This is a genomic window from Plantactinospora sp. CA-294935, assembly GCF_050936445.1.
Taxonomy (GTDB): Bacteria; Actinomycetota; Actinomycetes; order Mycobacteriales; family Micromonosporaceae; genus Plantactinospora.
The window spans coordinates 5,358,218-5,372,389 of sequence record NZ_JBNJMU010000001.1 but is presented as its reverse complement, the minus strand read 5'-3'; the positions used below and the strand labels follow the sequence as shown (position 1 = coordinate 5,372,389).

General features: G+C 65.1%; 12 protein-coding genes and 5 pseudogenes. 8 read left to right on the top strand and 9 right to left on the bottom strand.

The features are described 5' to 3' along the window. The first annotated feature begins 148 nt into the window (after positions 1-148). Complete coding sequence (locus tag ACQEVC_RS24085) at positions 149-2,080, top strand: glycosyl hydrolase 53 family protein (RefSeq protein ID WP_432881376.1); 1,932 nt, start codon at positions 149-151, stop codon at positions 2,078-2,080. A gap of 278 nt (positions 2,081-2,358) precedes the next feature. On the opposite strand, the gene ACQEVC_RS24080 is transcribed toward ACQEVC_RS24085, so the two are convergent. The 4 genes and pseudogenes from ACQEVC_RS24080 to ACQEVC_RS24065 all read right to left on the bottom strand — a co-directional run bounded on the left by ACQEVC_RS24080 (position 2,359) and on the right by ACQEVC_RS24065 (position 4,679). Further along, complete coding sequence (locus tag ACQEVC_RS24080; RefSeq protein ID WP_432881374.1) at positions 2,359-2,646, bottom strand: hypothetical protein; 288 nt, start codon at positions 2,644-2,646, stop codon at positions 2,359-2,361. A gap of 2 nt (positions 2,647-2,648) precedes the next feature. Further along, positions 2,649-3,092 (bottom strand): annotated as a pseudogene (locus ACQEVC_RS24075) (transposase); the annotation flags it as partial. Positions 3,093-3,113: 21 nt separating this feature from the next. Next, positions 3,114-3,752 (bottom strand): hypothetical protein, encoded by a 639-nt coding sequence (locus tag ACQEVC_RS24070; protein ID WP_432881371.1) that lies wholly within the window; start codon positions 3,750-3,752, stop codon positions 3,114-3,116. Positions 3,753-4,250: 498 nt separating this feature from the next. Beyond that, positions 4,251-4,679, bottom strand: a complete 429-nt coding sequence (locus tag ACQEVC_RS24065; protein ID WP_432881369.1) for a hypothetical protein — start codon at positions 4,677-4,679, stop codon at positions 4,251-4,253. Positions 4,680-4,750: 71 nt separating this feature from the next. Here ACQEVC_RS24065 and ACQEVC_RS24060 point away from each other — a divergent pair, with 71 nt between their 5' ends. From ACQEVC_RS24060 to ACQEVC_RS24050, 3 genes are read left to right on the top strand one after another with little or no spacing between them, the layout of a single operon-like run. Next, a complete protein-coding gene (locus tag ACQEVC_RS24060; protein ID WP_432881367.1) occupies positions 4,751-4,951 on the top strand; it encodes a hypothetical protein in 201 nt (66 codons plus the stop codon). 60 nt (positions 4,952-5,011) lie between these two features. Next, positions 5,012-5,236 (top strand): hypothetical protein, encoded by a 225-nt coding sequence (locus ACQEVC_RS24055; protein ID WP_432881365.1) that lies wholly within the window; start codon positions 5,012-5,014, stop codon positions 5,234-5,236. 13 nt (positions 5,237-5,249) lie between these two features. Next, entirely contained in the window at positions 5,250-5,561 is a 312-nt protein-coding gene (locus ACQEVC_RS24050) for a transposase (RefSeq protein WP_432881363.1), read from the top strand. Positions 5,562-5,770: 209 nt separating this feature from the next. Here ACQEVC_RS24050 and ACQEVC_RS24045 read toward each other — a convergent pair. Continuing rightward, a pseudogene (locus tag ACQEVC_RS24045) lies at positions 5,771-6,505 on the bottom strand (IS110 family transposase); the annotation flags it as partial. A gap of 146 nt (positions 6,506-6,651) precedes the next feature. Between ACQEVC_RS24045 and ACQEVC_RS24040 the strand changes: the two are divergent. The 4 genes and pseudogenes from ACQEVC_RS24040 to ACQEVC_RS24025 all read left to right on the top strand — a co-directional run. Further along, a pseudogene (locus ACQEVC_RS24040) lies at positions 6,652-7,455 on the top strand (IS3 family transposase); the annotation flags it as partial. A gap of 64 nt (positions 7,456-7,519) precedes the next feature. Next, positions 7,520-7,759 (top strand): annotated as a pseudogene (locus ACQEVC_RS24035) (integrase core domain-containing protein); the annotation flags it as partial. Between the two features lie 75 nt (positions 7,760-7,834). Continuing rightward, on the top strand, positions 7,835-8,548 hold the full coding sequence (locus ACQEVC_RS24030; protein ID WP_432881360.1) for a group II intron maturase-specific domain-containing protein: 714 nt from the start codon (positions 7,835-7,837) through the stop codon (positions 8,546-8,548). Positions 8,549-8,632: 84 nt separating this feature from the next. Next, positions 8,633-8,875 (top strand): annotated as a pseudogene (locus tag ACQEVC_RS24025) (transposase family protein); the annotation flags it as partial. 93 nt (positions 8,876-8,968) lie between these two features. On the opposite strand, the gene ACQEVC_RS24020 reads toward ACQEVC_RS24025, so the two are convergent. From ACQEVC_RS24020 to ACQEVC_RS24005, 4 genes are all read right to left on the bottom strand, one after another. Continuing rightward, positions 8,969-10,735, bottom strand: coding sequence for a GH39 family glycosyl hydrolase (locus ACQEVC_RS24020; protein WP_432881357.1), 1,767 nt, complete (start codon positions 10,733-10,735; stop codon positions 8,969-8,971). A gap of 179 nt (positions 10,736-10,914) precedes the next feature. Next, the gene (locus ACQEVC_RS24015) at positions 10,915-12,231 is read right to left on the bottom strand and encodes an ABC transporter substrate-binding protein (RefSeq protein ID WP_432881355.1); all 1,317 of its coding nucleotides are present in this window, start codon (positions 12,229-12,231) and stop codon (positions 10,915-10,917) included. Positions 12,232-12,290: 59 nt separating this feature from the next. Further along, entirely contained in the window at positions 12,291-13,220 is a 930-nt protein-coding gene (locus ACQEVC_RS24010; protein WP_432881352.1) for a carbohydrate ABC transporter permease, read from the bottom strand. Further along, positions 13,213-14,145 carry a carbohydrate ABC transporter permease gene (locus ACQEVC_RS24005; RefSeq protein ID WP_432881349.1) on the bottom strand — a complete coding sequence of 311 codons (933 nt, stop codon included), beginning with the start codon at positions 14,143-14,145 and terminating at the stop codon, positions 13,213-13,215. The genes ACQEVC_RS24010 and ACQEVC_RS24005 overlap by 8 nt, the downstream gene beginning before the upstream one ends. Between the last annotated feature and the right edge of the window lie 27 nt (positions 14,146-14,172).

Here is a 14,172-nt window from a genome sequence, read left to right as displayed (position 1 = left end):
GTGGCTCGGTGTGCCCGGCTCAGTGCCGTGTGAGTGCTCCCATTCGGATGTATCAGAAAGTGTTATCGTCGGACGCAAAATTGTCAATCGACGACCCTCAACGTACGGCACCGGTCTGGTGCCTGCGCCAGCATGGTGAGGAGAAGGCATGGGGATCAGACACCCCGTCCGCACGGCGGTGGCGGTGACCGCAGTCGCGGCCCTGGTGAACATGGGGATGTTTGCGGCGCCCACGCCAGCGCAGGCGGTCTTCGGGGACGTGGACATCAAGCCGATCGAGAGCAACATCGCCGCGAAGTTCTGGGCCTCGGCGACGGCCACCAGCGGCGCTTCCACCGCCCGGCTGGCCATCGACGGCGACCCGACGACATCCTGGTACGCCGACCACCCCCGCGCCCGGCAGCGGTTGACCGTCGACCTTGGCGGCGCCTACGACAACCTGCGCAAGGTCAAGGTGATGTTCGCGGACCGCGGGGTGGCGTACCGGTACGTCGTCGAGGCGTCGTCCGACGGCCGCCGGTGGAAGACGGTCGCCGACAGATCCCGCAACCACACCGTCTCCCGCGGAGCGGTGCACCTGTTCACCCGCCCGGATACCCGCTTCGTGCGGCTCACGGTCGATGGTGTGCCGGGCCGCGCCAGGGTGGGGGTCAGTGAGATCCAGGTCTTCAACTACCTGCGCGACGACCTGGTGCTCGGCGCCGACATGTCCTGGGTGGACGACTTCCAGACCCGCCACTACTGGGTCGACCCCTTGGCCGCCGACCGGGGCGCCGGGCCGCACCTGCTCGACGTAGCCAAGGATCGCGGCATGCAGTACGCGCGGCTGCGGATCTTCAACGAACCGAGGAACGAGAGCACCGGCGCACTGGCGCCGATCCCCCGCCAGGGCCCGGAACGCTCGCTGGAGTCGGCACGGTGGATCAAGGATCGAGGCATGGGCCTCGGCATCGACTTCCACTACGCGGACTCCTGGGCCGACCCGAGCAAGCAACCAAAGCCACGCGCCTGGGCCGAGCTGGAGTTCGACGACCTGAGCGATGCCGTGTACGGCTTCACCGCCGACTACCTGCGCCGGCTGATCCGACAGGGCACCACACCGGACAAGGTCGCCGTCGGCAACGAGATTATCAACGGCTTCCTGTACGGCAGCGAAGCAGCCCTCATCGGCACGACCAACCCGCCGTACTTCGTCGACCAGGCAGACATTTACCAGTCCAAGCCCGGCGGCGGCCTGCTGTGGCAGTACTGGGGTTCGACCGACCCGGTCCAGCAGCAGCTCTACGACCAGGCATGGGACCGATTCACCACTCTGGCCGCAGCCGGGATCAAGGCCGTCCGCGACGCATCCCCCACGTCCAAGGTCGAGATCCACGTGATCGTCGGACCGAACCGGCTCGCCAAAACCATGGAGTTCTGGCACCAGTACCTCACCCGGGTGAAGGCCAAGGGCCAGAACCCCGACGTGCTGGCCATCTCCTACTACCCGGAGTGGCACGGCACGCCCGAGGCGCTGGAACTGAACCTGCACACGATCGCGACCACGTACCCCGAGTACGAGATCGAGGTGGCGGAGACCGCCTACCCCGCGTCCGGCGGCGACGGTGCGCCGATGCCCAACTCGCCGTTCCCGCGCACCATCCAGGGCCAGGCAGACGCGATCCAGCGGGTGTTCCAGGCCGTCAACGACGTGGTCGACGACCACGGGACCGGCGTGCTGGTCTGGGAGCCGGCCGGCTTCCAGAGCATGTTCCACGCCGTACCCGAGCTGTCCAACACGTGGGAGCCACACGCGTCCGTCGACGTGTACAACGCCAGCCGCGCCACGCACATCCTGGAGGATGTCGTCTACACGGCCACCGGGGTCGGCGGTGTTCCGGCACTGCCGTCAACCATCCGCGTGCTCACCACCGCGACCAACACTTTCACCGCCGTCCCCGTCCGCTGGCAGGCCCTGCCGCCGGGGGCGACCGACGTGCCCGGCGAGGTGGTCGTCGCCGGCATGACCGAACGGGGCGCGATAACCGCGATCATCGACGTCGTCGAGCCTTCCTCCGTGCTGCCCTCGCCCCACAGGTAGGGCAGACCGGACAGCCGGACAGGCGGGCCGCCGCTTGAGCGCGGCGGCCCGCACCGCGTCTGCTCGCCGGTCGGGAAACCGACGCGTCGACGACGGCATCGCGTCGCGGTAGGTGTGGGACGGGCGGCCTGGACTGTGGAGGGCTCCGGCGGCCATGTCCGCGACGGTGTGCGCCTGCATGCCCGGCCGGTGCCCGCGAGGCCCGGGCTGTCTCTCCGACGTAAGATCGCGCAGCCACCGGCAGGGCAAGCTGTACCGGTGGCTACGCCAGCCTCTTCCTACCGGGCGAGGATCACGTCGACGTAGTCGAGGTCGACGCCGGGCTGGGGTTGTCCGGTCTGCCGGGGATCGCTCTTGGCGAAGGTGAGGGTGGACGTTCCGGCCGGTGGTTGTCTGCCGCCGGTCCGGGCAGGGGTGAGGTTATCTGGCTCGGTGTAGGTTTGCCAGGCGGTCTCGTATTCGTCCGGGCTGAGGTAGCCGAGCTCGTTGGTTCCGGCGGGTGTTGTACCAGGTGTCGATGTATTCCAAGAGGGCGTCTGATTCAAGTATTTTGTGAGTGATGTCATCTTCAGATGTCTCGCCAGGTTGGGGTGGTTTCGTCGGTGACCCGTTTGGTGAGGTTGTCGATCATCGCGATGCGAATCATGCTGACGGAGTTGTGGGGTAGGGCTTCGTAGTCACGGGCGAGGCGCCGGTGCAGCATGATCCAGCCCAGGGTGCGTTCGATGACCGATCGGCGTTCGACCACCGAGAATCCTTTGACGTGCGGGTCTTTGGCGACGACCTCGACGTCGATGCCGAGGGTGGCACCGTGTTCGATCACCTTGTTCTTGAAGTCGGCGTCGACCCAGGTCTTGGCCAGGGCGGGATGCGCGGCTTTGGCCTGATCAAGGAGGTCGACGCCGATGGTGTTGTCGCTGACGCTGGCCGCGGTGACGATGACGGCGAGGAGCAGGCCGAGGGTGTCGGTGACGATGCCGCGTTTACGTCCGACGATCTTCTTGCCGGCGTCGACCATCCGATCAGCGGGCCATTAGCCCACCAACCACCAGCCCGCTCCGAACTCGCCAACAGGCTCACCAATGTCACCTTCGGCCGTAAGGATTGACGCGTCTGGGCCGGGCCGCGTCGGGTAGTACGCAAACCCGATCCCGCTCTCGGCGCGCCAGTCCTGCCACAGCAGCAGAAACAGCGCACAGTCCTTGCGGCCGGTCTGCGGATCGGTCGACCCGCAGCGGTGATGAGCCCGCCCATCCACGGACAAAAATCGCAGCCGCCAGGGCAGGGCAGTATCGCCGTTGACCCGCCCGGCCCGGTAGTCGGCAGCCAACCGTGCAAGGTCACCGCGGTGCTGTCGGAACTGGCCCTCCGGAGTGCGTTGCGGCAGGCCCAATGTCCACAAGGCGGCTCCGGTGAGCGCGGCCAGCAAGCTCACGACCACTGCCAGCCGCACCGCCCCATGCCACACCAGCCTGCCAGCAGCGAGTACCGGTACGACGATCACCCACAGCCAACAGACCGAGATCAACGACCACGTCACCATCGACAGCACGCCGAACAACGGCAACACCAGGTAGTACGAAGCGGCCAGCGCCAGCCAGCCCAGCACCAACACCACAGCCACCAGCCAGAAACGGTGATGTTTGGACCTATCGGTCACAGGCTCAGCCATGAAGGCAGTTTGCCATCGCAAAGATCATCACACCAACGGGTCTGGTCCACCTCCACTGGACCCTCACCAGATCCCCTCACAGTGGCACCGGCTGCTGCGACCACACCAACACGCCAACCCGGTGAACATTCATGGTCAGCGCACTAGTGGATGCCTCAGGCGCGGATCGCGGCATGACAGGACGTGTAGCGCAGGCAATCATGATCCATAATGGCTAGCGTGCAAACCGCCCCCACCGGCGCAACACCTCGTCGGACTGTTCACCGGCTGCGCTCGCTGGCCGCCCTGGAATTGATGAACATCCCACTGCAAGGCTGGGTATGGTTCGGCCTGGTCGGACTACCCGCTACGGGAGCCAACCTGGTCGGCTTCGGCCTGTTTGCGCTACTGCTGATCGAGGGCGCCGCGTACTGGGTGGCCAAGCTGCATCAGATAAGCGTTCGCCGAGGACACCTTCCGGCGTTGGCGACCTTTCGCGCGGCCCGCATCGTCAACCCGCTACTCCTGGCCGCTGGCCTCGTGGCCACTGGACAAGCCGCCGCGATGGATCCTGGGCGCACCTCCTGGCCAGGACTTGCCTTCGCACTGTTCGCAGTCCTGGAGCATGTCAACTACTTTCACGTCCAGCTCATGCATGACACGCCCGCAGACCTGCGCCGACTGCGGTCGGTCGGGCTGCGTACCTCGCACCTCGCCCGCGACATCGCGCGGTCCGCGGCCGATACATCTGTGCGATGAAGACCTGACGTCACGAAGGACCGGGGCGACCGGCCGGGGCATCTGGTTGTCAACGAGCTCGGCTTCGATGTCGGCGAGGCGCTTGTCGAGGAAACGGTTGTTGGAGCGGGCCGCCTGGAGCTTCTGGTCGAGCAGCCTGTTGTTCTCGGTGAGCTGGCGGACGCGTTGCTTCAGGTTGGTGTTCTCCACTGCGATGCGTTGGGAGGTTCCTTCGCCGTACTCGGCTTGCAGGTCGCGGATTTGTCCCAGAAGAAGGCCGCATGACCAATCCGGCACCCGGCCTCGACATCCCGAAGCGAACCGAACGCGAGCGACTCAATGCCGCCCTGCACGCCGCCGACGCCGAAACTGGCTTCTGGGACGACAACGGCCGCCCCACACCATGGCCCGACGACATCGACGACTGGACCGCCGACATCCGCCAATCTCCCACCCCTGAACCTGAACACCCGCCCTTCTAGACCAGCTAGAGACCTTTGTGATCAGGGTCTGGCTGGGGAAGGTGGAGGTAGACTCGGGCGATGGCGCGCTGGAATCCATTTAAGACAAAGCGAGCTACGGGCGAGGAGTTGTACGCGGCCGGCCGCTACGAGGAAGCGCGTGCCGCCTTCGCCGCGGCCATCACCGAGAACCAGCAGCGGCTCCAGTCGCGCCTGGACGATGTGGAGCTCAACGCCGCCATCGCCCGCGACCTCAACAATCTGGGGCTATGCCCTTCCCCTCGTAGCGTGGGGGCCAGAGCTTGAGGGATAGAGGTTCATGGCTGGGACGAGACGGCAGTTCGATCCGGAGTTCCGGGCGGGCGCGGTGCGTATCGTGCGTGAGACGGGTAAGTCGATCGCTCAGGTCGCCCGTGACTTGGGGATCAACAGCGGGACCCTGGCCAACTGGGTGAAGAGGGACGGTGAGACTCGCGGTGAGGCCGCTGCGGGGCAGCTGGCCGAGGACGAGCGGGCGGAGCTGGCCCGGCTGCGGCGGGAGAACGCCGGGTTGGCGATGGAGCGTGATGACGCCCCTATGGTTGTCAAGTCGTCTGGGTCGGTGTTGGTGCTGGTGGCAGGGCTGCGGTGATGAGGGGGAAGATCTCGCGGGCGACGTAGCGTTTCAGGCAGCGGATGATTTCCTTGGTGGATTTGCCCTCGGTTGAGCGTTTGGTGGCGTAGTCGCGGGTGCGTTGGTCGCGGCCGAGTCGGGTCAGGACGATGGTGTAGAGGGCGCTGTTGGCGCGTCGGTCGCCGCCGCGGTTGAGACGGTGTCGGGGTGGTCTTGCCCGACGACGCCTCGATGGGGTTGACGCCGCAGAGGGCGGCGAACGCGGCCTGGTTGGTCAGCCGGTCGGGGTTGTCACCGGCGGTGATGAGCAGCGCCGCGGCGGTGTCGAGGCCGATGCCGTACTGGTCGAGCAGCTGCGGGGCGCAGGCGGTGATGGCGGTGCTCATCTGCTGTTGCAGGGCTCGGGTTTCGTCGGTGAGGGCCAGGACGCGGCGGGCCAGGCTGCGCAGGACGGTGCTGGTCGCCGCGTGGGTGCTGTGTTCGGTGGTGGTGGGCAAGGTCGCGCAGGCGCGGATCAGCGCGACGCGACCGAGGCCGTTCAGCGACTCCCGCAGCGTCGGGTCGGCTCGTACGAGCACGGCCTTGAGCTGGTTGATGGCCTGGGTGCGGGCCTTGACCGCCGAGTCTTTGGCGATCTTGAACATGCGGATCATCTCCACGGCGCCGTCGCCGCTCTTGGCCAGGCCGGTGGCTTGACTGGACAGTACAGCGCGGGCGGCGTTCTCGGCGTCGACCGCGTCGGTCTTGCCCCGTCGGCGGCGCACGGCACGGTCGGGCCGGTTGACCTCGATGACCTGCAGCCCGTCGCGATGCAGATGCCGGGTCAGTGCGGTGCCGTGTGAACTCGTGCCTTCCACGCCGGCGCGGCGCAGCCGGCCGTGTCGGCGGGCCCAGTCCACCAGGTCGGTGTAGCCGGTGGTGGTGGTCGGGAATGTGCGGGTGCCCACCAGGGCGCCCAGCACAGTGATCACTGCAGCGACGTGGGCATCGTTGTGCGTGTCCACCCCCAGGATGATCTCCTCATCCACGGTGGCGGTATTGGTCGGGGTGTCGGTGGTCAAGCCAGATCCTTCGACGCGGGGTCAGGGACTGACGTCGACCAGACGCGGTGGTCAGGACTGTGACGGTGCATCGACGAGGCCCCTATCGGGACACATCCGCGCTGGCCGAGGTCGGTGCCGCCCGTGGCGAGGTCGACGGGTCATCACGAAGGCGCCCGCAGGGCCAGTGTCAAGCTGAGTCAGCCCCCGCCCACCGGGCGGCACCAGTTGATCCTCACAGTCCTCAAGCGATCCGTGGTCCTGTGGGTCAAGGAAGCGACGGGCCGGTGAGCGTGGCCGCCTTCATCGCTTCCCAGCGCACCGAGCACGACGTGCCGCACGCGGTGGCCTGTCGGGCTTTGGGGGTGTCCGAGTCATGGTTCTACAAGTGGCGTGACCGGCCGCCAACCCGCCGCGACGACCGGCGCGTCCGGCTGGCGGCCGCGGTCCAGAAGGTGTTCCACGACTCGGGCGGCACCTACCGCAGTCCCCGCATCGGTATCGAGCTGCGTGAGCAGGGCTGGCAGGTCTCGGACAACACGATCGCGCAGCTCATGGCCGATTCCGGCATGGCCGCCCGGGTCAGGCGTCGCCGCCGGAGCCTGACTCGCCAGGGCACACGTCCGGCCGCGCCGGACCTGGTCAAGCGGGCGTTCACCGCGCCGGCGCCGGACGTCGCCTGGTGCGGCGACATGACCGAGATCCGCACCGACGAGGGCAAGCTCTACCTCGCGACGGTCATCGACTTGTACTCACGTCGGATTCTCGGCTACGCGACGGGCGCCCACCACGACGCCGGCCTGGTCGCCGCCGCGCTGAACATGGCCGCCGTCACCCGAGGCGGCAACGTCGACGGGGTGATCTTCCACAGCGACAGGGGCCGAGTACTGCTCGGCCGACTTCGCCCGGACCTGCGCCCGTTGGAAGGTACGCCAGTCGATGGGGCGGGTCGGGTCGTGCTTCGACAACGCCGTCGCCGAGGCCACCTTCTCCACCATCAAGGTCGAGTACGTCCACCGCCGCCACTTCCGCACCCGCACCGAGGCCCGCCTGAAGATCGCCACCCGGATCACCGAGTTCTACAACCGGCGCCGCCGGCACTCCGTCTGCGACTGGCGCTCACCCATCGACTACGAACGATCAGAGACCCGCGCCCTGGAGGTCCAGGCCGCCTAACGGAGCCCTCCACGATTCCAGGGGATTGACAACGTCCGCCGATACCCAAACGGCAAGCTGCTGATCAACCCGAGCATGGTCGCACTGCGACGCATCCGGGAACGGTTAACCGCCGAGACGCGGGCCCTGCGAGGGGCCAACGCCGAAGCAATGATCCATCGACTTGACCCGATCATTCGGGGCTGGTCGGCCTACTACCGGAAGGTGGTGTCCAGCGAAGCGTTCGCCGCGCTGGATGACCACATGTGGAAGCTGGCCCACAAATGGGCCACGTTCTCCCATCCGAACAAATCGAAGTACTGGATCATGAACCAGTACTTCGGCGCGTTCAACCCGTCCAGGCGAGACCGATGGGTGTTCGGGCACCGCGACAGTGGCGCCTACCTGAGGAAGTTCGCCTGGGCGAAGATCGTCCGACACCAGATGGTCAAGGGCGGAGCGTCTCCGGACGACCCCGCCCTTGCCGACTACTGGACCGGGCGGCGACGCAAACGCAAACCCCCGCTGGGCAGAGCCGACCTACGCCTCTTACAGGCACAACACGGCCGATGCCCGCTCTGCGGAGGGCTGCTGCTGCACGCCGACCACGAGCCACAAAATCCTCAGGAATGGGAACAGTGGCTCAAAGTGACCCGCAAGGCGGTCCGCAGACGCGCGATCACCGCCGACCCGGGACGCGGCACGTCGGACGAACCCGTCGCGCTCCGCTTGATACACACCCACTGCTCGCACCGAAACAGCGTCGACAGCGACAGTGATCCAGCACTTCTGCCTGCCCATGCGCCTTAGGGCTTGCTTGAGCCGTATGCGCAGGAATGCGCACGTACGGTTCTGAGGGGCGGCGGCGCAGCAATGCGCCGTCGCTACCCGACAGGCGCCCGCGGCAGCGTACGCACCCCGTTCAAGCGTCATCGTCACCGACCGAAGCTGTCACACCGCCAGAAGGCCGTGAACAAGGCCCACGCCCGCATCCGCGCCCGTGGCGAACGCGCCGTCGCCACCCTCAAGATCTGGAAAGTCCTGACCAAGCTGCGCTGCAGCCCGTCCCGGACGACCACGATCCTGCAGGCCATCCTGGCCCTGCACCACGTCGAGAACCCGACCTATCAAGGATGAAAAAGGCTCAAGGATGAAAAAGGCCCAGTGTCTGACCGTGGGTCCACGCTGCTTGGGAGGCCACCCAGTCGAGCGACCTCCCAGCAAGTGACTTCAGCCGACCTTCTTCAGTTCCAGCTTGTCGAGGACGAACTTGTATGAATCCGACTGCGGGTGACGCGACACAACGCGGAACTCCAGCACGTTCGGTCCACGGTCGAGAGGGATCATGCCGAAGCCTGACCGGTAGTACTGCTCCGTCGTGCCGAACTCGTCTCGCGGCCCTCCGTACGCTCTTCCCTTGACGTACAGCTGCACTATCCCGTGAGCAGTCGCCTTCTTCAGCGTCGCGCTGACGTCGTACACGCCGGTAGTCGGCGCGGCGACGCTATATCGCACCGACCTCCCGACGGAGTCCGCGTCCAGCACGGTCGCCGCTCCTCCGCTGGCCCGCGGGTCGTCGATGACTCGATACGGGACGGCCGGTGAAGCAGCCGCAGGAAGGCTCTCGGCCTCATAGCTGACGGTCTTGATCTCGGCCACCGCCTGCGAGATGGAGATGCGATAGGCACCCTGACCCGGCAACGATGGAAGTGGCAGGGTGACGTTGCCTCCCTTCACCCGGAAGTCGGCGTCGATCACCTGCGTGGGTTCAGTGACCGTGCCGGTATTGGGAATTTTGGAGACCGTCAGGTGGATCTTGCCCTTACGCACCAGGTACGGCGCCGAATCAAGGTTCACCAGACTCAGGTCGATCTCCTTGCTGGTGGCCTCCTGGTTTCCCACGAGGAAGGTCGCCCGTTTCATCGAGGCGTCAACGGCTCCGAACCCGTCGACACCGGCGCTGGAGGTCTCACCGACGCGCCGACCCGTCATCTCACGGTAAGTGTTGTAGTTCCACCAAACTCCCCTGGGCAGGTCTGCCGACCTGGCCGTGGCGTTACCCAGGGTCGCGCGAAAGTTCGGGTCGTCGCCGTTCCACTCCCAAGCCGAGTACAGCCCGTAGGCAAGACCGTTGTCCGTCGAGCGCTCGATCTGTGCCAACCAGGCGACGTTGTCACCGACGTTGTATGGCGTCGGTGACCCGTAGCCTCCACCCTGGTACTCCGTGACAGCCAAGGGCATCGGCTGGATGCCGCTGTCGACCATCCATTGCTTGATACGCGCCGTGTTCGCCTCGACGTTGCTGGGTGTGGACGAGAGTTCATGCCAGGTCAGCATGTCGGGCAGGCAGTCGTTCGCCCTGCAGTAGTCCAGGAACTGGGTGAGCAGGGGGAAGTTGAAACCATAGATCTCGGGTCCCTGGATCTTGATATCCGGGGAGATCGCCTTGAGTGTGTCGTGAGCGACATCGAACGTCTGCAGGAAGCGGCTGTAGGGATGCGCGCTGGTGTTCCACTGCAGGTTCGGTTCGTTCCAGGCGATCCAGGAGTCGACATGGTAGCCGCGAGTAACCGACTCCGTGTACACGTTGGTCACGATGTCCCGCCATGTCTGCCAGTCACCCCCATCCCCCGGCCAATAGGTGTGCAGGGGGTTCGTCGGATCCGAGCGGTAGTAGTACAGGCCCACCATCGTGTCCGCACCGGTTGCTTCGACCCGTGCGTTCGTGGCGGGGTCGTAGAGACTGGGCAGGTTCGGGTGGTAGTCCGCACCGCGGATCGCTGTCACGTTGACGCCGTCCACAAGGTACTGCTCGGGTGACGTGGCGCTGATGCCGTGGAGAAATCCGCTGGCAGCGTGCTGTACTGGACCCTCGTCAACGGCGAAGTTCACGCTGAACGTCGCTGGCGCCGCAGAGGCCGGGGTGGCTGGGAGAACGCAACCAGCAAAGACTGCGCTCGCCGCCCCCAGGGCGATCAAGGATTTTCGATGATTCATGATGTTCTCCTCGATTGCGGGGAGTGCTTCCGTGGGATGAATCAACAGGGAGAGGTGCAGGTCCGAACGACGGCGGCAGTCGCGATGGCGATTGACCCACTCCGGGATTCACGATCTAAGCCGCAATTCCTCACTCGGCTCGCTGGCCAAATCCCTCATCGGCCGATACGAGGGCGACACTATTTGGCGGCGTCGATCGACGATCGCAGGTCTTTGATCAGGCCTTCGGCGGCTGCCTTCGGGGTCTGTCGCTTGAACAGAACCTCCATGAGGTAGCGCTGGATGAGGGGGTCGATGTCGCTGGCGCCGTTCGGCACGATCTCCGGCGGCTTCCCGAGGTTCTTCTCGAGGGATCGGACGTAGGCCACGGCCTTCTGCTCGTTGGGGCTCAGCGACTGCGCGAGCGAGTCTCGGATCTTGGGGTTCGCCGGTATGCCCCGTTCCATGCCGAGGATCGTGGCTGCCTCGGGATTGTTGACCAGGAAGTCCACCAAGAGGGCAGCCTCAGCAGGGTGCTTGCTACGCGATGACACCGCCCAGTACATCCCCGGTTTGAGGTACATGTAAGGCCTGGCGTTCGCGTCGTCGGTGGGAAGTTTCACAAGCTGCAGATTCGCGCCGCCGGAAGCCGCTGAGTATGCGCTGATCGTCGTCGCGGGAACGAAGGCCATCGCCGACTTCCCGGTCGCCATGTCGGTCTGGTCGAGCGGTACCCCGGTCTGCTCGGCGATCTGAGAGGCCGAGCGGGCTGCTCCCGACGTCGTCCAGTCCAGGGCTTGCTGGTAGAACCCGGCGAGCGTGTCGGAGCTGATCGAGACTTGTCCGTCAGTGAACAGCGACTCGCCGCGCTGGCGCGCATACAGCTGCAGCGAGAACTCGTAGCTCCACGGCCCGATACCCACGACCTTTCCGCCAGAAGCCATTGTCACCGACCTGGCAAACTCGTTGAACTGCTGCCAGGTCCAGGTGTTGGTATCCGGTAGCTTGAGACCGAGTTCGTCGAGTTTGTCCTGGTTGACGAGAACCGCAGTGGGAGTGGTCGAGATCGGCATCCCGTGAAGGGTCCCGTTCGATCGGCCCATGTCCAGGGCCGAGCCCAGGTCCGAGGTGCGCAGCTGGGAAAGCCTCTCCAAGTCCGCCAGTACGCCCCGGTCTGCGTAAGAGGCCAGGTAGATCTGGTCCAGCTGCATGACGTCCGGCGCGTTGCCACCCGCCGTCGACGTCGCGAGCTTGTCCCAGTACCCGCTCCAGTCCACGAACTCGGCTTGAACGTGGATGTTGGGATGCTTCTTCTCGAAGGTCTTGATGGCGTCCGCTGTGCGCTTGTGACGGTTGTCCGCGCCCCACCAGGTGACTCGGAGGGTCACTTCGCCGTCAGACAGCTTCGAGTCGCCTCCGGAATTGTCCGCGGTACCGCAGGCTGCAAGGGTCAGGACGCCGGCCAGGATAGCGGCCAGCGCGGCCAACGAGCGGCGCAATGTCGGGGTGGATTGCATGGCACGTCCTTTTCTCTCGGGTACTCCTCTTCAAACGGCCGCTGTCCGACCGCCGATTGCTATTTGCCACCGGTCGTCGCGATGCCGCGGATCAGGTACTTCTGGCCGAATGTGAACACCAGCAGCATTGGCAGAATCGACACAACACTCATTGCGAACATCGCCCCGAACGACGATTGCGACTGTGCATCGATGAACGAGCGCAACGCGACCGGGACGGTGTAGAGGTTCGGATCCGTCAGGTAGACAAGTTGACTGAAGAAGTCGTTCCAGGTCCACAGGAACGTAAAGATGACTGTGGTTGCCAGTGCGGGCTTCATCAGCGGCAGAAGGACCTGAAAGAAGATGCGACCGTGGCCGGCACCGTCGATCCGCGCCGCCTCATCAAGTTCGCGCGGTAGACCTCGCAGGAATTGCACCATAAGGAATATGAAGAACGCGTCGGTCGCGAGGAATTTTGGCAGGATCAGCGGCAGGAACGAATCGTTTGCGTCGATCTGGGCGAAGAGGATGTATTGAGGTACGACGACCACGTGGAAGGGGACCATGATCGTCACCAGCATGATCGCGAAGGCCGGCTTCCGAAACTTGAACCGCAACCTTGCGAATCCGTACGCCGCCATCGCACAACTGATCAGGTTGCCCACCACCGCACCGAGCACCACGACCGCCGAGTTTAGGAGGTAGAGACTGAACGGTCGCCCGAGCGCGTTCCAGCCATGCGTGTAGTTCTCCGCCGCAAACGTGTTCAGAACCAGTGACGGGTTGTTGAAGATGTGGCCGTCAGGGCGCAGGGAACTCACGATCAACCACAGCACGGGATAGAGCGAGACCGCGACGACGGAAACCAGCACGGCGTGCCGAACCAGTTGCCTGGACGGGCGTCGTCTCCTGGATCGCGTACCGGCCCGGTGATCATCCGCCTCGGTCGCCGACGGCAGTGGGGCGGGCGTTTGCTTGGAAAGCGTGGGAGCGGAGTTGTCAGTCATCGTAGTGAACCCAACGCTTGGAGGCCCAGAAGTTGAGGGCGGTGAACGCCCCGATGAGCACGACCAGCAGCCAGGCCAGCGCCGAGGCGTATCCCATGCGGAAGGCGCCGAAGCCCTCCTGGTAGAGGTACAGCGTGTAGAAAAGGGTCGAGTCGGCAGGGCCGCCCGTGCCGCCGGAGACGACGAAGGCCTGGGTGAAGGCCTGGAACGAGTTGATGACCGCCAGGACCAGGTTGAAGAAGATGATCGGCGTCAACAGCGGCAGCGTGATCGACCGCATCTGCCGCACCGGTCCGGCGCCGTCAGTAGACGCAGCCTCGTAGTATTCACGGGGAATCTGACGCAGCCCGGCAAGGAAGATGATCATCGGGGAGCCGAAGGTCCAGATATGTAGCAGGACGATTGTCCACAGGGCGGTGTCGGGGTTCGAGATCCAGCCGATGGTAGCGTCCACGCCGAATAGCCGGAGTAGCTGATTGACCAGTCCGTCGCCCCCGAAGATCAGGCGCCACAACACTGCGATTGCGACGCTGGAGCCGAGCAAGGACGGTAGGTAGAAAGCCGACCGATAGAACGTCAGCCCGCGCATTCCACGGTCCAAGGCCATTGCCAACAGAAGCGCCACCACGAGCTGCCCCGGGACCGCGAAGAGCACGTAGGTGAAGGTCACTTTGAGCGCCTGGTGAAGCCGGTCGTCACCGAGCATTCGCTCGAAGTTGTCCAGGCCGATGAACTTCGGATCCTGCAACAGATTGTAATCAGTGAACGCCAGGTACAGCGACATCATCATCGGACCCAGAGTCAGTAACAGCAAGCCGAGCACCCACGGTCCGAGGAACACCAGTGCGGCTTTGTTGTCCGGCGTCTGGCTGGCTGAACCTTTCTGGGTTCGCGCGGCCAGCCGCTGCAGCTCTGCCAGGCTCATGTTGCTTCACCTCCTAACACTGTCCGA